Here is an 18,975-nt window from a genome sequence, read left to right as displayed (position 1 = left end):
CGCGGGATGACCATCACCACCAGGAAGATCTATGTCACCGGGGCGGCCGGCTTCATCGGCCGCTACCTCCTGCCCGCCCTGATCGAACGCGGCCACGAGGTGATTGCCACCGATGTCGCCGCCCCGGCCGAAGACCCGGGCTGCCGCTTCGAGACGGCCGACATCCGCGACAACCTGCGCCATGCGCCGCTGGTCGCCCAATGCGACACGGTCGTGCATTGCGGCGGGATCTCGGGGCCGATGCTGATGCAGGACAACCCGGCCGAGGTGCTCGACATCAACATCAAGGGCACGCTGGGCCTGCTGTCGCTGGCCCGGTCCTTCGGCCTGCGCCGCTTTGTCGGGCTGTCGTCGGTTTCGGCCTATGGCACGACGCCCGACATGGCCATGGCCGGCGAGGACACGCCGCTGTGCGCCAGCAATGCCTATGGCACCAGCAAGGCGGCGGGCGATCACCTGATCCAGTGTTACGCCGGCGAATACGGGCTGAGCGCCGCGGCGCTGCGCGTGGGCTGGGTTTATGGGCCGGGCCGGGCGACCGATGCCATCCTGCAACCTTGCGTGCGCAGCGCCCGGGGCGAGCCCTATGCCATTCCCGAGGGCGGTGATCACCGGCTGCAATTCGTCCATGTGCGCGACGTGGTGTCGGCCATCATCGCCACGGTCGAAGCCGAAAGCCTGGCCTCGTCGGCCTACAACGTGAACGGTGCCGAGACCTTCACCGTGCGCGAGGTCGTCGACATGGTGAAGGCCTGCCTGCCCGACGTGTCGGTCGAGGTCGGGCCGGGGCTGCTGCCCGGCACCGACGTGCAGGCCCCGATGGACCTGTCGCGCGCCGCGCACGAGCTGGGCTGGACCCCGCAGATCGGCTTTGCCGAGGGGCTGGCGCCCTATGTCGACTGGCTCCAGGAGCATCCCTTTTGACCGCCGGAACGCCCGAACCCGCGGCCGCCTCCGACGGGGCGGCCACCCTGGACGCCCCCGGCCCGGACGCCCCCGGCCCGGACGCCCTCGCCCCGGATGCCGCCCGGAACGCCCCTGCCGCCGGCCGTTTTGCCGGCAAGACCATCGTCGTGACCGGCGCGGGCAGCGGGATCGGCCATGCCACCACGCAGAAGCTCTGCGCCGAGGGCGCCCATGTGCTGGCCCTGGACATCTGCTTTGCCAACGGCATGCCCCCCGGGGCCGAATGCCTCAGCGTCGATGTCTGTTCCGAGGACCGCCTGGCCGAGGCCGCCCGGCGGGTGCCCGAGGGGATCGACGGGCTGGCCACCTTTGCCGGCATCGAGATGGGCGGGCGCATCGACACGCTGAACCTGGTCGGCTGGCAACGGGTGCTGGATGTCAACGTGCTGGGCACCGTGCGCAGCATCGCGGCCTTCCTGCCGGCCCTGCGCCGCCGGCAGGGATCGATCCTGATGTGTTCGTCGCAATTGTCGCTCTCGGGGGCCGAGGGCTGCGCGGCCTATGCCGCGTCCAAGGGCGCGATCAATTCCCTGTGCTCCAGCCTGGCGCTGGACCATGCCGACGAGGGCATCCGGGTCAATGCCATTGCCCCGGGGGCCACCGAAACCCCGATGATGACCCGCGCCTTTCGGGGCAAGACCCGCGACGCCATCGAAGGCGCGCGCAACCGCCACGCCCTGCGCCGCTTCGGCACGCCCGAGGAATCGGCCAGCGCAGCCCTGTTCTTCCTGTCCGACGAGTCCGGTTTCGTGACAGGTACGGTCCTTCCCGTTGACGGAGGTTGGACCATCAAATAGCCGCTCGCATTGAACGGCACGGCAGATTCCGGCAAATGAGTTGAAATTCAACCCAGTGTTGCGGAACCTCGATACCCAACGGAACTGGCAGCTTGGAGGTAACAGGCGGTTGCCCAAGAAGAACAAGATACGTGAAGGCTCCATCCGAACGACGTCCTTCGATGTGGCCGCCCTTGCCGGCGTGTCGCAATCGGCGGTGTCACGCGCCTTCAAGCCGGGGTCGAGCATTGCCGCCGAAACCCGGGAAAAGGTCCTGGATGCGGCGCGCAAGCTGAACTACGTGCCCAATTCCATCGCCAGCAGTCTGACCACCCACCGGTCGAACATCGTGGCGATCATCCTGGGCGATCTCAACAACCCGTTCTACACCCATGTGCTGGAAACCTTCGGGCGCGAGCTGCAGGCCCGCAACCGCCACATCCTGGTGTTCACGCTGAACGAGGACATGGGCACCGATGACGCGATCATGCGCCTGCTGCCCTACCAGGTCGACGGGGTGATCCTGACCTCGGCCCAGCTGTCGACGCGGATGGTGGGCATGTGCCACGACCGGGGCATCCCGGTGGTGCTGTTCAACCGCTACATCCCCAACACCGGGGCCTTTGGCGTGCGCTGCGACAACCCCGAGGGCGGCCGCGAGATCGCCGAGGCCTTCCTGGCCGCCGGGGCGCGGACCTTTGCGATGATCACCGGCGATCCCAAGGGCACAACCAGCAAGGACCGGGCGACAGGCTTCATGGACCGGCTGGTCGATGCGGGCATTCCCCGGTCGGACATCAAGGCCTACGAAGGGTCGTCCAGCTATGAAGGCGGGGCCGAGGCGGTCAAGGCGATGATGGCCGACGGGGCCAAGGTGCCCGACGCGATCTTTGGCATCAACGACATCATGGCCATGGGCGCGATGGATGCCCTGCGCATCGAATACGGGCTGAAGGTGCCCGACGATGTCATGGTCGCCGGTTTCGACGACATTCCCGAAGGCGCCCGCCCGCCCTACCAGCTGACCACCGTGCGCCAGCCGATCAACCGCATGGTGCGGGCCACGATCGACCTGCTGAACCTCGACGATCCGCATGCCGAGATCGACCTCGCCCATGATTGCCCGATCAAGGGCCACATGGTCTGGCGCAACACGATCCCCGGGCCGAAACCGGAATGATCCGATCCCTTCCACATCGAAAGCCCCGGAGCATCGCTCCGGGGCTTTCGCGTTTCGACGGGCCGGCCGTCAGGCCACTTCGGGGGTAAAGCCGAAATTGAACGGCTCTGGCGCACCCCGTTCGGCCTTGCGCTCGGCGCGCAGCGTCTCGGTCGCGGCAACGTCCAGCGCCAGGTCGTCGCCCAGCACCACGCCATAGCCCTCAAGCGCCTGTTCCGGCGACACCAGGTCATAGCGCACGTCGCGGGCCACCTCTTCCGCCGGCCGGTCATAGGGATCGCCCCAGCCGCCCGACCCGGCGGTGCGGAAGATGATCACGTCACCTGCATCGACCTCGAGATTGTCGATCTTGGAGGGGATACGCTCCTTCTCGCCGGTCTTCGCCCGGACGATCCACTTGGCCGAGGTTCCGCCGTAAAGCCCGCCGTTGATGCCCCAGGGCGGCACGACCTCGCGGTCGTCATGGATCGAGATCCGGCCCGGTTCGAGCACCCGATACACCTTTTCGATCCCCGCGCCGCCGCGATGCAGACCGGGTCCGCCGCTGTCCTTGACGGGGCGATAGCTGTCGACCTGAACCGGGTAGTAGTTCTCGATATACTCGATCGGCGTCGCCGAGAAGAGCGGCCACCAGGCGTGCCCGTCCAGGCCATCGCCGCGCGGGCGGCCCGGAACGCCACCAAAGAGCAGCTCCATCAGCTGGAAATACTTCCCGTCGCCATCATGCCCGGTGAAGATGAAATGCGGGCTGGTGCCGTAGCCCGCCGCCATCGACAGGTGTGGCGCCCGTTGCCCCAGCGCGCCGGCCTGGCAATCGAAGAACCGCGTATGCGTGTTCAGACGGTTCGACAGGGCGGCCGGGAACCTCGGGTTCAGCAGGCTGCCTTCGGGCAGGATGACCTCGAACAGGTCGTAGAACCCTTCGTTGAACAGGATGTCCGGGTCGAAGGCCATGATCATGTAGACCCCGAAGAACAGCTTGCAGAGGCCTTCGTGGATGTGGAAGTTGATCGGCCCTTCCGCCTGGTCATCGGTGCCGGTCCAGTCGAACACCGCCTTGCCGTCGCGCATGTAGATCGACAGGGTCATCTTGAACGGCCCGTTGCCGACGCCGTCGTCATCGACATAGTCCGTGAAGGACACCGGCTCTTCCGAGATGTACTTCTCGATCAGCACTTTCATCGCGTCCCGCGTGCGGTCCAGCAGCATGTCGGTCGCGGCCATGTAGGTCTCGCGCCCGAAACGGTCGCACAGCTCGCCCACGCGCTTGGCCGCCGTCTTGCAACCCGCGATCAGCGCCATCAGGTCGGCCCGGTTCATGTCCGGCGTCCGGCTGTTGTTGAGCATGATCGCCAGGACACCTTCGTTCAGCACGCCCTTGTCGTAGATGCGCACTGGCGGCACGCGCAGCCCCTCTTCCCAGATCGTGCGCGCGTCGAACGGCATCGATCCCGGCACCTTGCCGCCGACATCGACCATGTGGCCGAAGATCGACGAAAAGCCGACCAGCACGCCTTCGTGGAAGATCGGCATCATCACGCACCAGTCGTTGTTGTGCGAGATCGAGCCCTTGCAGGCATAGGGGTCGTTCCAGACGAAGATGTCGCCTTCGTTCAGGTCGCCGTCGAATTGTTCCACGATGGCCGGGATGTAGGATCCGAACTGGCCGACGATCATCTGACCGCGTGCGTTGCAGATCATCGGGAATTCGTCGTGCTGCTCGCGGATCACCGGCGAGAGCGAGATCCGGACGACAACGCCGTCCATCTCGAAACGGGCGTTCTTGAGTGCGTTCTCGATGATATCGAGCGTGATAGGATCAACTGTGGTCATCTCAGGCGTCCTTCGAGTTCGGCCAGATCAGCAGGTTGCCGTGCGGCTCCAGCTCGGCGTAATGGTCGGGAAGCAGGACGGTGGTGGTGTCGTACTGCCGGATGATCGCGGGGCCGGGCACCTTGACGCCCGGAGGGATCTTGGCCCGGTCGTAATTGGGCGTATCGACCCATTGCCCCTTGAAGAAGGACGGCCGGGTTTCGATCAGCGCATCGGCCAGGTCCGAGCCTTCGGACGCGGTCACGGTCTCTTCGACCGGCATGGTGGCGCCGGTGGCGATGACGCGCAGGGCGACCAGCTCGACCGGGACGTGGAAGCGCACGCCGTAGAGCTGTTCGTGCAGCTCGTTGAAGCGTTCGATCACCCCGTCCAGCGTGCCGCGCGCCTCGACCGTGGCCTTGTCGATATCGACCGTCACCTCGAAGCCCTGCTGTTCATAGCGCAGGTCCAGCGAATAGCGGATGGTACGGTCGCCCGAGGGCACCTCTTCGGCGTCCAGCCATTCGACGGCCTTGGCCTCCAGCTCGGTGAAGCGGGTCCAGACCATGTCCGCATCCATGCCCTTGGTCGAGCGGATGAAGGTCTGCACGAATTCGTTCTTGAACTCGGCCTCGAGGAAGCCAAGCGCCGAGAGCACGCCCGGGTTGGTCGGCACGACGACCGGGTAACAGCCCAGCAGTTCGGCCATGGCGTTGGCATGCAGGGGGCCTGCGCCGCCAAAGGCCACGATGCCGAAGTCGCGAGGGTCATAGCCGCGCTGAACGGTGATCACCCGCAGGGCGCCCAGCATGACCTCGTTGGCGATATCGAGGATGCCTTGCGCCGCTTCTTCGGCGCCAAGGCCCAGCTGCGCGCCGACGCGGGCCACGGCCTCACGCGCGCCGTCCACGTCCAGCTTCATGTCACCGCCCAGAAGGACCGGCGGCAGGTAGCCAAGGACGACGTTGGCGTCGCTCACCGCCGGTTCGGTCCCGCCGCGCCCGTAGGACACAGGCCCCGGCCGCGCGCCGGCGCTGCGCGGGCCGACCCGCAGCGAATTGGTCAGCTCGGACACATCGGCGATCGAACCGCCCCCTGCCCCCACCGAGCGCACGTCCAGCGTCGGCACCTTGGCCGGGAAGGACCCCACCTCGGTCGAGCGCGAGATCGTCGGCTCGCCGTCCAGGATCACCGACACGTCGGTCGAGGTGCCGCCCATGTCGAAGGCCAGCAGGTTGCGGATGCCCGTGCGCCGCGCGATCATGACCGTCGAGGTCACGCCGCCCGCAGGGCCGGACAGAACCGTATGCACCGGCCGTTCCGAGGCCGCGTTGGCGCTCATCAACCCGCCGTCCGAGCGCACGATGTGAAGGCGCGAGGACAGGCCTTCCCTGGCCAGCCGCTCCTCGATCCGCGACAGGTAGCGCTTCATGATCGGGCGGACGTAATCGTTCATCACAGTGGTGATGGCACGGTCGTATTCACGGAACTCGGGCAGGATGTCCGACGACAGCGACACCGGGATATCTGGGTAACGTTCGCGCACGATCTCGGCCAGGGCACGTTCGTGATCGGGGTTGGCATAGGCATGCATCAGCGAGATGGTCAGCGCCTCGATGCCGGACGAACACAGGTCGTCGATCAGCGCGGTGGCCTTCTCACGGTCCAGCGGGGTCACCACCTCACCGCGCGCGTTCATCCGTTCGGGGATGCCGCGGGTGTCCTTGAGCGAGGCCAGCGGATCGGGCTTGTCCATCACGATCCAGCCGAACAGAGGCCCCGGGGTCCAGGATTTCGCCAGGTGCAGGGTGTATTCGAACCCTTCCGACACCAGCAGCCCGACCCGCGCGCCCTTGCCTTCCAGCACGGCGTTGGTGGCCACGGTCGTGCCGTGCAGGATCAGCGAGATATCCTTGGGATCGACCCCGGCCTTTTCGCAGATCAGCTTGACCCCGTTCGCCACGCCGATCGACTGGTCCTCGGGCGTCGACGGCGTCTTGGCCTGCACCGTGCGTCCGCTTGCCTCGTCGTGCAACACGAGGTCCGTGAAGGTCCCCCCGACGTCAACTCCTAGTCTCATTTGGCTTGCCCTGTCTTGTCTTCGTTTTGTGCATGCGTATGCATTACGACTATAGAAACGAAAGATGACGCGGCGCAAGGCCAGTTTATTACTTTATTTTAAAGGCTCGAATTCACGGGGGCGCTTGACATCGCGCTCTTTGCATAGGAATGCGCCAAATCGTGCCGATCATTGGCTTTTTGCGGTTTGGCGCGGGGGGCGATCAGGGCTTGCGGCGGTCGGCCTCGTCCTGGATCCGGCGCGTCGCCAGGATATTCTCGTCGCGCCAGGCCTGCCAGGCAGCGAGTTCGTCGACCGGGATGGCCGCGCCCAGGTCGTCATGGATGGCATCGACCATCTCTTGCGACCAGTCGTAATCGGTGCGCGCCTGTTGGCCCATCTGGCGCATCATCCCGCCCAGGTGGGCCACGAAATCGGCAAAGCCCCCGGCGGCGTTGAGATGTGCCACGCCAAAGGGCCCCAGCGTCGACCAGCGCAGCGCCAGCCCGTCGGTCAGCACCCGGTCGATATCGGCGGCGCTGCAATAGCCCTCGCCCACCAGGTGCATCGCCTCGGCCACCAGCGTGTATTGCAACCGGTTCAGCAGGAAGCCGTCGATCTCGCGGGTCAGCTCGACCGGTTTCATGCCCAGCCCGGTCATGAACTCGCGGGTGCGCGCCACCGTCTCGGGCGCGGTAAGCGGGGTCGGGCACAGCTCGACCAGCGGGATCAGCGAGGGCGGGTTGACCGGATGCGCGACCAGCGCCCGGGCCGCGCCGGGAATGTCCATGAACCGCGAGCCCAGGATCGCCGAAGTCGACGAGGCCAGCACGGTTTCGGGCCCGGCCAGGGCATCCATCTCGGCAAAGAGCGCGCTCTTGATCGCCGGATCTTCCTTGATCGATTCCTGCACATGCGACACGCCGTCCAGCGCATCGCCCAGGCTGTCGGCAAAGCGCACCCGACCGGCCAGCGCCGGGTCGGCCCCGGTCATCTCGACGGTGCGGTCGAGCAGCGCCATGGTCTGGTCGCGGGCGGCCGGACCGCGCGCATCGAACACTGCCACGTCACATCCGCCGCGGGCAAAGACAAAGGCCCAGGCCGATCCCACCAGCCCGGCGCCGACACAGGCGACGCGGGTCATCCCTGGGTGCCGGTGGTCTGGGCGGCCGGGTCGCCGGCCCATTTGCGTTCGAATTCCCAGACCTCTTCGAACCCGATCAGGCTGTTGAATTCCTTGAACGAAAACAGGTCGACCCCCGGCGCCTGCGAGGTGCCCTCGGTCTCCAGCGCGGTAAAGACATCGCGGGCGGCCTGGGCCGCGGCCAGCCCGGTGGCCGCCGGATAGATCGCCATGTTGTACCCCAGCTCCTTCAGCTCGGCGGCGCTGCGGATCGGGGTCAGCCCGCCATCGGCCATGTTGGCCATGGTCGGCTTGTTCAGCCGCCGGCAGGCCTCGCGCATCTCGTCATCGCTGGTCAGCGCCTCGACAAAGAGCACGTCGGCCCCGGCGTCGGAATAGGCCTGCATCCGCTTCAGCGCGCCTTCGAACCCTTCGGATTGCCGGGCATCGGTGCGCGCGATGATCGCCGTTTCCGGGTTCTTGCGCGCCGCGCAGGCCACCTTGATCTTTTCGACCATGTCTTCGGTCGGGATCAGCCGCTTGAACGGCGTGTGGCCGCATTTCTTGGGGAATTCCTGGTCTTCGATCTGGATGCCCGTCACCCCGGCCTCTTCATAGCCGATCACCGTGTGATGCACGTTGAGCAGACCGCCGAACCCGGTGTCGGCATCGGCAAAGACCGACCCGTCGATATGGCGGCACAGGGTGCGCACGCGGTCGACCATCTGGGTATAGGTCACGATCCCGGCGTCGGGCAGGGCATAGGCCGAGGCCGTCATCCAGTAGCCCGAGGCATAGGCGAACTGCAGCTTGGACGTGTTGAACACCGAGGCGGCGATCATGTCGTGCACGCCGGGCGCGACGATGAATTCGCCGGAACGCAGGGCCTGAAGAAGGGTCGGTCTGGTCATGAATTCTAGCCTTTCAGGGTCTGCATGTAGGTAATGACTTCGGCCTCGCCGACGACATCGCCGTACTTGGCATCCATGTCGAAGAGGTTGGCATTGTGCGGATCGGGATGCCGGTCGCCCACGGCCTCGCGCACGATGATCGGGATGAACCCGTGCGAACAGCTGTCGACGCAGGTGGCCCGCACGCAGCCGCTGGTCGACAGGCCGGTATGGATCAGCGTGTCGACACCCAGGGCGGTCAGGGTCGAGCCCAGCGAGGTGCCGAAGAAGGCGCTGGGATATTGCTTGGAAATGACCATCTCGTCCGCGCCGACCTCAAGCCCCTCGGGCCAGGCGCCCATCGGATTGCCGGCGACAAAGTTCTCCAGGACCTTGACCTTCTGGAAGAACCGCCCGCCGTCGACGCCACCGGGTCGATAGACAACATTGGTGTAGATGATCGGGATGCCGGCCTGGCGGGCCGCGTCGCGCAGGCGCAGGGCCGAGGCCAGGGCGTCCTCGACCCCGGCATAAAGAGGGCAGTCGGGATCGAAATAGGCCTGAACGAAATCGATCAGCAGCAGCGCCGGGCGCTGGCCGAATCCGATGCGGTTGTCATAGGCCCGCTTGTAGTTCTCACCGAGGTTTTCCGTTTGGGTCAACGAGTATCTCCTCACCCAGGTCATCGAAATGCGACAGCTGCCCGGGCGTCAGGTAAAGCCAGGGAGCGCGGCGTTTCTGGTTGTTTTCAAAGGCCGTGATATCGGCCCCGTCATCGCGCTGGATCGCGCCGATCTCGTCAAGCCCGTTCAGCAGGGCGTCCTTGCGGTAGGGTTCTACGTCGAAGGCCATGACCGTTCCGTCGGCAAGCCGGATCTGCTGGGCCGGCAGGTCGATCGTCAGCTCTTCCTCGCGCTGCGCCGCCGCCCGCAGGGTGGCCAGCGGGCCGGCCGGCAGGCGGATCGGCAGGACACCGTTCTTGAAGCAATTGGCATAGAAGATCTCGCCGAAGGTCTCGGCGATGACACAGCGCAGGCCGAAATCGGCCAATGCCCAGACCGCCTGCTCGCGGCTCGACCCGGTGCCGAAATCCTTGGCCGCCACCAGGATCTGCGCCGTGTCGAACGGCGGCCGGTCGAGCACGAAGGGCGTCTCGCGCGCGGGATCGTTGCGGCGCTCGTGGAAGGCATGCTTGCCCAGCCCGTCCTTGTCCAGCAGCAGCAGGAACCGGGCGGGAAAGATGATGTCGGTGTCGATCGCGTCCTCGTCCAGCCAGGCCGCGACGCTGGTCACATGGTCAAAGGGCTTCATGGCTGGGTCTCTCCGGTCAGGCTGCGCACGTCGACGAGGTGGCCGGCAATGGCGGCGGCGGCGGCCATGGGCGGGCTCATCAGGTGGGTGCGCCCGCCCTTGCCCTGGCGGCCTTCGAAATTGCGGTTCGAGGTCGAGGCACAGCGCTGGCCGGCGCTGAGCCGGTCGTCATTCATGCCCACGCACATCGAACAGCCCGACGCGCGCCAGCTGAACCCCGCCTCGGTAAAGATCCTGTCCAGCCCCTCGGCCTCGGCCTGCAACCGCACCCCGGCCGAGCCCGGCACGACCATCGCCTCGACCCCGGGGCTGACCTTGCGCCCGGCGACCACGGCGGCGGCCCGGCGCAGATCCTCGATGCGGCCGTTGGTGCACGAGCCGATGAACACCCGGTCGATGCGCAGGTCCGACAGGGCGGTGCCGGCGGTCAGGCCCATGTAATCTAGGCTGCGCTGCATGCGTGCCCGCCGGCCTTCGTCGGCCACGCTGGCCGGGTCGGGCACATGGCCGGCGATCGGCGCGCATTCCTCGGGCGTGGTGCCCCAGGACACAAATGGCGACAGGCTGGCAACGTCGATCACCACCTCGCGGTCGAACACCGCGTCGGCATCGCTGGGCAGGCTGCGCCAATATGCCTCCGCCGCCTCCCAGGCCGCCCCCTCCGGCGCCAGCGGCCGCCCGCGGAGATAGGCAAAGGTCTTGTCATCGGGGGCCACCATGCCGATCCGGCTGCCGGCTTCGATGGACATGTTGCACAGGGTCATGCGCTCTTCCATCGACAGGTCGCGCACGGCCGAACCGGCATATTCGATGGCATGACCCACCCCGCCGCCGACGCCGATCTCGGCGATCACGGCCAGGATCATGTCCTTGACCTCGACCCCGGCGGGCCGCACCCCTTCCAGCCGGATGCGCATGGTCTTCTGGCGCACCTGGCGCAGCACCTGGGTGGCAAAGACGCATTCGCATTCACTGGCCCCGATGCCGAAGGCGATGGCCCCGAAGGCGCCATGGGTGCAGGTATGGCTGTCACCGCAGACCAGCACCACGCCCGGCAGAGTAAAGCCCAGCTCGGGCCCGATCACGTGCACGATGCCGTGGCGCCGATCCTGCATCGGGATATAGGGCACGCCAAAGGCCCGGGCGTTGTCATAGAGCCGGGCCACCTGCGAGGCCGCCAGCCCCTCGCGCAGTGGATGACCACGGCCCTGGGTCGGCACGGCATGGTCGGCGACCGAAATATGTGCATCCGGGCGATGCATCGGCCGGCCGGCCATCTGCAACCCCTTGAAGGCCTGCGGACTGGACACTTCCTGCACCAGGTGGCGGTCGACATAAAGCAGGTCGGTGCCGCTGTCGTAGGTCTTGACCACGTGGTCGGCCCACACCTTTTCATAGAGCGTTTTCGGCGCGTCTTGGTCGGTCATCGCTGCTGTCTCGTGGCGCGGCAGCCCTGGCGGCTGCGCGGAATGCTGGGATCAAGCCGGGGCGGGAGAACCCGGCAAACGGAGGTCGACCTGAAGATTGGCATCTATTGCATGCGTATTCAAGCGTTTTTCAGAAACAAGCCAGCGCGGGTTGCGCAACGACAGGGGCGGGCCAGTGGGAATGGCGCGCAACCGTCGAAAAACGAGAAAATGCCGTGCATTTTCTTGACTCCGTGGCGGCCCGTCGCCCCAGCCAATGGATAACAACGACACCCAGGCGCCAATGAAACCCTATTCAAGAAACGGGCCGCGCCAGGCCCCTGCCCGGCGCGGCCCCGCAAGACCGGGGATCACCCCCGCCGCTACTGCCGGCTTTTCACCAGCGGCATGACATGTTCGATGAAATCAGCCGTGTCCGTCTCGAAATCCGGGAAGGACAGGCAGACGCCGGCCACGCCATTTTCGGCCAGCGCGTCGATATGGTCGGCGATGGTCTGATAGGATCCGACGATGAACGGCACCGACATGAAGGTCGTCACCTCGGGCGGCAGGGTCTGGTAATCCTCGCGGTTCTTGTCGAACCCCGACACGCGCAACCATTCGGCGATTGCCGCTTCGTCGCGATTGTCCAGGAAACCCTGCTTCTTGACCTCGGCCTCGGCATCCGTCGGCGCCATGATCACCGTCAACAGGGTCAGCGACTTGACCTCGCGGTCATGCTCGGCCGCCATGGCCGAGATCTTGCCCGCCACTTCGCCAAGCTGTTCAGCCGTGTCGTTCATCCGCCCGATGAAGGAATAATTGGCCTGGCGCGACACGAAATCCAGCGCGCCGGGCGACTGGCCGGCGCAGACGATCTCGGGCAGTTGCGCGGGCTTGGGATCAGAGACACAATCCTCGATCTTGAAATACTTGCCGTCGAAATCGACGCGATCCTCGGTCCAGAGCCGCTTGAGGATGGTCAGGTATTCATCGGCATATTCATAGCGGTTCAGGAAGAAATCGTCGTCGCTCCACAGGCCCATCTGGGCATATTCGAACTTGTTCCAGCCGGCGACGACATTGACGATGAACCGGTCTCCGCAGATGTCATAGGCCGTTGCCGCCATCTTGGCCAACACGGCCGGCGGGATCGTCCGAACGGCGACCGAGGCGATGATCTTGATGTTGTCGGTCACCGCGCCCACGGCGGACATCAGGGTAAAGGCTTCAAGCGCGCTGTCCCAATGGCCGGTCTCGCCGCCGTAGCCGCGCCATTTCACCTGGGCCAGCAGGAAATCCATCCCACCCTCGTCGGCCATCTGCGCGACCTTGCGGTTCAGGTCCCAGGTCGGCGCGCTTTGCGGCGGGCTGCCCTTGGCAATGATCAGGCTTCCGGAGGTGGTCGGCATGAACATGCCCAGCTGAATACGTGTCACGTGGTCGGCTCCAAAGGTCAACGAATACGTATGCACTGTCAGCGCCTGCATTGGTCCCTGTCAAGTCGGACAGGTCCGGTTTTCCGGGGCAGCCCGGCCAAGACACACCGAGGAAAGCTAAATTTTGGCTTTATATTGGGCAGTTGCACGGCCCATCAACCGAACCGCACACGTTCGAGCAGGATCACAGCACTCGAATCATGTTGTGCATACGCATGCCAACAACACCCACCACCCGGCAAAAAGAAAACCGGCGGCCAGGTGGCCGCCGGTTTCCCCGCTGTCAGCGGGATCGCGTCCTGGGGCCAAGGCCCCCGGCGCGGCAATGTCAGGCCGGGCCCGACATCACAGCCCGTTGATCTGGTCCAGCATCCCTTCCGGCCAGTTCTTCGACAGCGGCGAGGCCAGGTATTGCTCCTGGGCATGGGCCTGGAAGGCCGCAACATCGGGGGTATAGACCTTCAGGCCTTCACCTTCGAAGAACTCCACCAGCTCGGCTTCTTCGTCCAGGTATTGCTGGTCCGACCATGCGGTGGCCTTGTCGGCGGCAGCCTGCAGCGTGGCCTGCTGCTCTTCGGTCAGGTCGTCCCAGACCCGCGACGAGATCAGCAGCATGCCGAAGCCCACGTTGTGGCTGGTCATCACGATCTGGTCGGTCACCTCGTAGAACTTCATCGCCCGGTCGTTGGGCAGCGGGTTGTCCTGGCCATCGACAACGCCCGACTGCAGGGCGGTATACAGCTCGGTGTAGGGGATCGGCACCGGGTTCGCGCCAAGCGCCTTGCCCAGGAACTGCCAGCTTTCACCGCCGGGCATGCGCATCTTGACGCCCGCCATGTCGGCCGGGGTCATGATCTGCTTGTCGCCCTTCAGGTTCACCTGGCGCGTGCCGTAGTAGAACGTGCCGAGGATCTCGACCTTCAGCTTCTCGCGGGCGATGGCCTTGAGCTGATCACCGACGGGCGAGTTGAAGATCGCCTTAAGGTGGGGCTGGTCGCGCACGACATAGGCCGCGCCCAGGATGTCGAATTCGGGCGCCTGCTGGGCCAGGTCCGACGGCGGCAGGCCGGCCATGGTGATGTTGCCGCGCTGCAGGCCGACAAGCTCGGTGCCCTGCTTCATCAGCGTCGCGCCGAAATAGGGCTGAAAGTCGAAATCGTCACCGATCTCGGCGGCAAAGATGTCGGTCATCGCCTTCGAACGCGGCACCTCGGCCGGGTTCACATCGGAGAAGATCAGCTCGATCCCGTCGGCCTGCGCGGCACCGGCGGCAAGCGCGATGGCGGCGGCGAGGGTCTTGAAGCGTGCGTGGAACATGGTGTCCTCCCAGTTTTTGGCTTCGTAACGTTCAGATATCGAACAGGTTTTCCGGCACGCCCTGGCCGGCGCCATGGATGGCAAAGACCGATCCGGCCAGCGGTTCAGCGGCCAGCTGCTCGGGCGTGAGGAACTTGAAGGCGGTCGTGACGAACAAGGTCCGGTAATCGGGACCGCCGAAACACAGGCATGTGGGGTTGGTCGCGGGCAGCGCGATCTCGCGGTCGATCCGCCCGTCGGGCGCATACCGCACGACCTTGCCACCGGCGAAAAAGGCCTGCCACAGGCAACCGTCGGCATCGACGCAGGCGCCGTCGGGCCGGTCGCCGGTGGCGGAATAATCGGCCAGCACCTCGCGGCCGGTCACCATGTCGCCATCGCCGTCCAGGGTCAGCTTCCAGGTGATGTAGCGCCGCGTGTCGGTGAAATACATGTGCCGGCCCGCCGGATCGAAGGCGATGCCGTTGGACACGATCACGTCGTCCAGCTGGCGGGTCATCGTGCCATCGGGATCGACCCGGTAGAGCGCGCCGAACCCGTTGGTCAGCCCGTTGTCCATGGTGCCGATCCACAGCCGGCCCCGGGCATCGACCCGCCCGTCGTTCAGCCGGGTCTGGGGCATGGTCTCGTCCAGGGTGCGGGCCAGCGGCCGGGCCTGGCCGGCGTCATCCAGCAGCACCAGCTCAAGATCGCGCGCCACCAGCCGCTGGCCCGAGCGGGTCAGCGCCAGGCTGCCCAGGTAGGTGCCGGGCTGTTCCAGCGATGCCGCAGCCCCGGTCGCCGGGTCCAGCTGCCACAGGCGGGGCTGTTCGATATCGATCCAGCGCAGCAGGTTGTCGCGGGCGTCCCACAGGGGCGTTTCGCCAAGTTGCGCATCCACTTTCTGGACGCAATCGACCGTGATGGTCATGTCATTTCCTTACCGTCTGGGCATGCCGGGAGAGGGCATCAACCGCCGTTGGGCCGCGATGCGGAAGGGCGCGTTGGGGGCGCCATAGCCGGCATAGGCCCCCTTGCGCTGGACGATCTCAAAGAAGATCCCGTCACCGAAGGCCCGGGAATAGATCTGGAAATAGGCGCCCTCGGCATCCTCGTCATAGAGGATGTGATGCGCCTTGAGCCGGGTGACAAAGACCGGCGACAGGCCCAGCCGCGCGGCCAGGTCGTCATAGTAATTGGCGGCCATCGGCAGGGCTTCGAACCCGTTGGCCTCAAGCGCCGCGGCGGTGGCAAAGATGTCGTCGGTGGCAAAGGCCACGTGCTGCACCGACGAGCCGAAACTGTCGGCGATGAAGCGGCCGGCAAAGGTGCGATGGGTCTCGGCCCCGTTCAGCGTGACCCGCAGCGCGCCGTCGGGCGCCTCGATGGCCTGGCTGCGCACCAGACCGCCCGGGTCCACCACGTCGACCGTCGCCTGTTTGCGCGTTTCGAACAGCGACAGGTAGAACAGCGACCAGGTCAGCATTTCCTCGTAGTTCATCGTCTGGGCGATATGGTCGATCCGCGTCAGCCCGGCATCCTCGCCGGCGCTGTCGTCCACCGGCTGGAACTCGATCTTCCAGACATCGGCCAGGTCGCTGGACCGGTCGATGAAATGCAACAGCCCCGATCCCACGCCCCGGATCGCCGGGATCTGCAACTCGCCCGGCCCGACCGGCTGGGAAAACGGCGTGGCGCCAAGGGCCTGGGCGCGGGTCACGGTCTTGGCCGCGCTGCCCACGGTCAGGCCGACATCGCAGATGTTCAGCCCGTGGGCGATATGCGAGGTATGGGCAAAGCCCTCGGGGTCGGTGTTGACCACGATGCGGATGTCGCCCTGCTGCCAGACCTCGACGGCCTTGGCGATATGGCGGCCGACCCGGCGGAACCCAAGGGCCGTCAGCAGGCGGGCCAGGCTGTCGGCCTCACCCTCGTCGGCGGCAAATTCGACAAAGGCCACGCCTTCGGGCCGGATGCGGTCGGGGATCTCGGGCACCGCGATGGCAATGTCCGGCTCGGCGCGCTTGACCTGGTCCATCAGGTAGACCAGCGAGCGGTGCCCGTCCTGGGCGATGGCCCGGGGCGAGCCGCCGCGGAACTGGTCGTTGAAGACCTCAAGGCTGATCGGCCCGTCATAGCCCGTCGCGGCCACGGCCCGCATGAAGCCGGTCACGTCCAGGTCGCCCTCGCCCGGCATGTTGCGGAAATGGCGCGACCAGTAGAGCAGGTCCATCTCGATCAGCGGCGCATCGGCCAGCTGCACGAAAAAGATCTTGTCGCCGGGAATGCGCCGGATGCTGTCGGGGTCCAGCTTGCGGCCCAGCGTGTGGAAACTGTCGACGATCAGCCCGATATTGGGATGATCGGCCCGGCGCACGACTTCCCAGGCATCGCGGTGATCCCAGACATGCTTGCCCCAGGCCAGCGCCTCGAACCCCACGCGCATGTCCCGTTTCGCCGCGATCTGTCCCAGTTCGGAAAAGTCGTCGGCCATGCGGTCGATCCCGCCCAGGGCCTTGGGATGGACCGAGGAACAGACCAGCACCAGGTCGGTGCCCAGCTCGGCCATCAGGTCGAACTTGCGCTCCATCCGGTCAAAGGCCCGGGCGCGGTCCGGTTCGGGCAGGCCCTCGAAATCGCGGAAGGGCTGGAACAGCGAAATCTCCAGCCCGTGATCGCGCACCATCGCCCCCACCTCGCGCGGGGTTGCGTCGAAGGTAATGAAATCCTGTTCAAAGATCTCGATCCCGTCGAACCCGGCCGCCGCGATGGCGGCCAGTTTCTCACGCAGGTCGCCGGCAAGGCAGACGGTGGCGATGGAGGTTTTCATCTGGCTTATCCCTTGTAGCCCAGCAGCCGCGGCAGCCAGAGCACGAAGTCCGGCACGAAGGTGATCACGCCGAGCGCAACGAAGAGCGCCAGCAGGAAGGGCAGCAGGTCACGGACGATGCGCCCCAGCGGCTGCTTGGTGATCTGGGACACGATGAACAGCAACAACCCGTAGGGCGGCGTGATCAGGCCGAGCATGGCGTTGACCACGCAGATCACCCCGAAATGCACCAGGTCGATGCCCAGCGACTGGGCCGTGGGAATGAAGATCGGCACGATGATCAGCAGGATCGCCCCGGATTCCAGGATGCAGCCGAGCAGCAGGAACAGCACGTTGATCGCCAGCAGGAAACCCACCGGGCCCAGGTCGTACTGGCCCAGGAAGGCGGCCAGGCTGTCGGGCACGTTCTCGCGCGTGACGACATACTGGAAGGTCAGCGCGCCGGCGATCAGGATGCCGACCGTGGCCGTCGACCGGGCCGAGGCCAGCAGGGTCTGGTAGAACTGGCCGGCGCTGACCGAGCGATAGAAGACCACCGAGACCGACAGCGCGTAAAAGGCTGCAACGGCCGCGGCCTCGGTGGGTGTCATCACGCCGCCGTAGATCCCGCCGAGGAGGATAACCGGGAGCAACAGCGCCGGGATGGCCCGGAAGGTGACCCCGGGCATCTCGCGAAGGGGAATGGCCTCGTCGGTCTCGAAGCCGCGGCGGTGGGCGATGATCATGTTCATGACCATCAGCACGACCCCCATCAGCAGGCCCGGGGCCATGCCGGCGGCAAAGAGATAGCCGACCGACTGGTCGGAGACGAGCGCATAGAGCACCATCGGGATCGACGGCGGAATGATCGGGCCAATGGTGGCCGAGGCGGCGGTGATCGCCGCGGCATAGGACGCGGTATACTTTCCGTCGCGGGTCATCATGTTGATGATGATCTTGCCCATGCCCACGGCATCGGCCACGGCCGACCCGGACATGCCGGAAAAGATCAGCGACGACACGACGTTGACATGGCCCAGCCCGCCCTTGAACCGGCCGACCAGCGCCTGGCTGAACCGCAGCAGGCGGTCGGCCAGCGAGCCGATGTTCATGATGTCGGCGGCCAGGATGAACAGCGGAATGGCCAGCAGGGTATAGCTGTTGAACAGGCCCTGCAGCAGGGTTTCCGACGCGATGGACGGATCGAAGCCCTTCATCATCAGGTAGACGGACGAGCCGCAGATCATGGCCAGGCCCATCGAGAGCCCGCCAAAGGCGAGGAAGGCGATCAGGACGATCGAGACGGTAAAGGGATCAGTCATAGTCGTGGGTCTCTGCCGTGTCGGGCGTGTGGAAGGCCGGGCCCGAACCCGTGATGCCGCGCCAGATCGAGATGCCGCAGCGCACGATCACGGACAGGGCGAAGGGGATGTAGATCGCGAAGACGTAATCGAAGCGGATCTTCATGTATGACGTCTTTTCGATCGCCATGAACTCGATGTAGCCCCAGACCTTGGGCAGGGTCCAAATGAAGATCGCCGCGCAGATCGTGCCGGTGATCACGTCCAGCGCCCGGCGGGCGCCGCGGGGCAGGCTTTCATAGATGATGTCCAGCCGGATCACGTCGGCCTCGCGGACGACGAAGGCATAGCCGAACAGGATGCCCCAGAGCCATGCGATCGAGACGAATTCCACCGTCCAGCCCAGGGGCAGGTTCAGCAGGTAACGGAACACGATCTGGATCAGGAAGCTCAGAAAGAGCGCCCCCAGGATCAGGGCCAGGATGTTCTCGGCGCGTCGGCCGAGCCAGTCGAAGGTAGTGCGCAGGCTGTCCATTCATGCCCCCGGGATTGCGTGTGCGGGGCCCGACCGGGAGAGTGGCCGGGCCCCGTTGCCTGTTGTCTGCCG

General features: G+C 65.8%; 16 protein-coding genes. 3 read left to right on the top strand and 13 right to left on the bottom strand.

Annotated features, from left to right (window positions below; genetic code table 11):
* The first annotated feature begins 6 nt into the window (after positions 1-6).
* From ACK3BB_RS21670 to ACK3BB_RS21660, 3 genes are all read left to right on the top strand, one after another.
* A complete protein-coding gene (locus ACK3BB_RS21670) occupies positions 7-924 on the top strand; it encodes an NAD-dependent epimerase/dehydratase family protein (RefSeq protein WP_428928953.1) in 918 nt (305 codons plus the stop codon).
* Positions 921-1,763: an SDR family NAD(P)-dependent oxidoreductase gene (locus ACK3BB_RS21665; RefSeq protein WP_428928952.1), complete on the top strand. Its 843-nt coding sequence runs from the start codon at positions 921-923 to the stop codon at positions 1,761-1,763. The genes ACK3BB_RS21670 and ACK3BB_RS21665 overlap by 4 nt, the downstream gene beginning before the upstream one ends.
* A gap of 109 nt (positions 1,764-1,872) precedes the next feature.
* Positions 1,873-2,922 carry a LacI family DNA-binding transcriptional regulator gene (locus ACK3BB_RS21660; protein WP_428928951.1) on the top strand — a complete coding sequence of 350 codons (1,050 nt, stop codon included), beginning with the start codon at positions 1,873-1,875 and terminating at the stop codon, positions 2,920-2,922.
* A gap of 69 nt (positions 2,923-2,991) precedes the next feature.
* On the opposite strand, the gene ACK3BB_RS21655 is transcribed toward ACK3BB_RS21660, so the two are convergent.
* From ACK3BB_RS21655 to ACK3BB_RS21595, 13 genes are all read right to left on the bottom strand, one after another.
* The gene (locus ACK3BB_RS21655; protein WP_428928950.1) at positions 2,992-4,755 is read right to left on the bottom strand and encodes a hydantoinase B/oxoprolinase family protein; all 1,764 of its coding nucleotides are present in this window, start codon (positions 4,753-4,755) and stop codon (positions 2,992-2,994) included.
* 1 nt (position 4,756) lies between these two features.
* Positions 4,757-6,814, bottom strand: coding sequence for a hydantoinase/oxoprolinase family protein (locus tag ACK3BB_RS21650; protein WP_428928949.1), 2,058 nt, complete (start codon positions 6,812-6,814; stop codon positions 4,757-4,759).
* Positions 6,815-7,016: 202 nt separating this feature from the next.
* Positions 7,017-7,937, bottom strand: coding sequence for a 3-hydroxyacyl-CoA dehydrogenase NAD-binding domain-containing protein (locus ACK3BB_RS21645; RefSeq protein WP_428928948.1), 921 nt, complete (start codon positions 7,935-7,937; stop codon positions 7,017-7,019).
* Positions 7,934-8,827, bottom strand: a complete 894-nt coding sequence (locus tag ACK3BB_RS21640) for an isocitrate lyase/PEP mutase family protein (RefSeq protein WP_428928947.1) — start codon at positions 8,825-8,827, stop codon at positions 7,934-7,936. Before ACK3BB_RS21640 ends, ACK3BB_RS21645 begins: the two co-directional genes overlap by 4 nt.
* A 5-nt stretch (positions 8,828-8,832) precedes the next feature.
* Positions 8,833-9,468 carry an isochorismatase family protein gene (locus ACK3BB_RS21635; RefSeq protein ID WP_428928946.1) on the bottom strand — a complete coding sequence of 212 codons (636 nt, stop codon included), beginning with the start codon at positions 9,466-9,468 and terminating at the stop codon, positions 8,833-8,835.
* Positions 9,443-10,117 (bottom strand): 3-isopropylmalate dehydratase small subunit, encoded by a 675-nt coding sequence (leuD, locus tag ACK3BB_RS21630; protein WP_428928945.1) that lies wholly within the window; start codon positions 10,115-10,117, stop codon positions 9,443-9,445. The genes ACK3BB_RS21635 and leuD overlap by 26 nt, the downstream gene beginning before the upstream one ends.
* On the bottom strand, positions 10,114-11,544 hold the full coding sequence (leuC, locus tag ACK3BB_RS21625) for a 3-isopropylmalate dehydratase large subunit (protein WP_428928944.1): 1,431 nt from the start codon (positions 11,542-11,544) through the stop codon (positions 10,114-10,116). Before leuC ends, leuD begins: the two co-directional genes overlap by 4 nt.
* A gap of 362 nt (positions 11,545-11,906) precedes the next feature.
* Positions 11,907-12,962 carry an LLM class flavin-dependent oxidoreductase gene (locus ACK3BB_RS21620; protein ID WP_428928943.1) on the bottom strand — a complete coding sequence of 352 codons (1,056 nt, stop codon included), beginning with the start codon at positions 12,960-12,962 and terminating at the stop codon, positions 11,907-11,909.
* Between the two features lie 345 nt (positions 12,963-13,307).
* Positions 13,308-14,279: a sialic acid TRAP transporter substrate-binding protein SiaP gene (locus tag ACK3BB_RS21615; RefSeq protein WP_428928942.1), complete on the bottom strand. Its 972-nt coding sequence runs from the start codon at positions 14,277-14,279 to the stop codon at positions 13,308-13,310.
* A gap of 31 nt (positions 14,280-14,310) precedes the next feature.
* On the bottom strand, positions 14,311-15,189 hold the full coding sequence (locus ACK3BB_RS21610; RefSeq protein WP_428928941.1) for an SMP-30/gluconolactonase/LRE family protein: 879 nt from the start codon (positions 15,187-15,189) through the stop codon (positions 14,311-14,313).
* 9 nt (positions 15,190-15,198) lie between these two features.
* Entirely contained in the window at positions 15,199-17,088 is a 1,890-nt protein-coding gene (locus ACK3BB_RS21605) for a bifunctional sugar phosphate isomerase/epimerase/4-hydroxyphenylpyruvate dioxygenase family protein (RefSeq protein WP_428928940.1), read from the bottom strand.
* 5 nt (positions 17,089-17,093) lie between these two features.
* Positions 17,094-18,389, bottom strand: a complete 1,296-nt coding sequence (locus ACK3BB_RS21600) for a TRAP transporter large permease (RefSeq protein ID WP_428928939.1) — start codon at positions 18,387-18,389, stop codon at positions 17,094-17,096.
* Complete coding sequence (locus ACK3BB_RS21595; protein WP_428928938.1) at positions 18,382-18,903, bottom strand: TRAP transporter small permease; 522 nt, start codon at positions 18,901-18,903, stop codon at positions 18,382-18,384. Before ACK3BB_RS21595 ends, ACK3BB_RS21600 begins: the two co-directional genes overlap by 8 nt.
* Between the last annotated feature and the right edge of the window lie 72 nt (positions 18,904-18,975).

Source organism: Marinibacterium sp. SX1 (assembly GCF_050389775.1).
Taxonomy (GTDB): Bacteria; Pseudomonadota; Alphaproteobacteria; order Rhodobacterales; family Rhodobacteraceae; genus Marinibacterium.
The sequence above is the reverse complement of the archived record's forward strand: the minus strand, read 5'-3'. Positions and strand labels throughout refer to the sequence as shown.

What these genes read in the sequence shown, in the direction of transcription:
- ACK3BB_RS21670 (WP_428928953.1), top strand. Translation starts at nt 7, where the DNA reads ATGACCATCACCACCAGGAAGATCTATGTCACCGGGGCGGCCGGCTTC.
- ACK3BB_RS21655 (WP_428928950.1), bottom strand. Translation starts at nt 4,755, where the DNA reads ATGACCACAGTTGATCCTATCACGCTCGATATCATCGAGAACGCACTC.
- ACK3BB_RS21650 (WP_428928949.1), bottom strand. Translation starts at nt 6,814, where the DNA reads ATGAGACTAGGAGTTGACGTCGGGGGGACCTTCACGGACCTCGTGTTG.
- ACK3BB_RS21645 (WP_428928948.1), bottom strand. Translation starts at nt 7,937, where the DNA reads ATGACCCGCGTCGCCTGTGTCGGCGCCGGGCTGGTGGGATCGGCCTGG.
- ACK3BB_RS21640 (WP_428928947.1), bottom strand. Translation starts at nt 8,827, where the DNA reads ATGACCAGACCGACCCTTCTTCAGGCCCTGCGTTCCGGCGAATTCATC.
- leuD (WP_428928945.1), bottom strand. Translation starts at nt 10,117, where the DNA reads ATGAAGCCCTTTGACCATGTGACCAGCGTCGCGGCCTGGCTGGACGAG.
- leuC (WP_428928944.1), bottom strand. Translation starts at nt 11,544, where the DNA reads ATGACCGACCAAGACGCGCCGAAAACGCTCTATGAAAAGGTGTGGGCC.
- ACK3BB_RS21615 (WP_428928942.1), bottom strand. Translation starts at nt 14,279, where the DNA reads ATGTTCCACGCACGCTTCAAGACCCTCGCCGCCGCCATCGCGCTTGCC.
- ACK3BB_RS21610 (WP_428928941.1), bottom strand. Translation starts at nt 15,189, where the DNA reads ATGACCATCACGGTCGATTGCGTCCAGAAAGTGGATGCGCAACTTGGC.
- ACK3BB_RS21605 (WP_428928940.1), bottom strand. Translation starts at nt 17,088, where the DNA reads ATGAAAACCTCCATCGCCACCGTCTGCCTTGCCGGCGACCTGCGTGAG.
- ACK3BB_RS21600 (WP_428928939.1), bottom strand. Translation starts at nt 18,389, where the DNA reads ATGACTGATCCCTTTACCGTCTCGATCGTCCTGATCGCCTTCCTCGCC.
- ACK3BB_RS21595 (WP_428928938.1), bottom strand. Translation starts at nt 18,903, where the DNA reads ATGGACAGCCTGCGCACTACCTTCGACTGGCTCGGCCGACGCGCCGAG.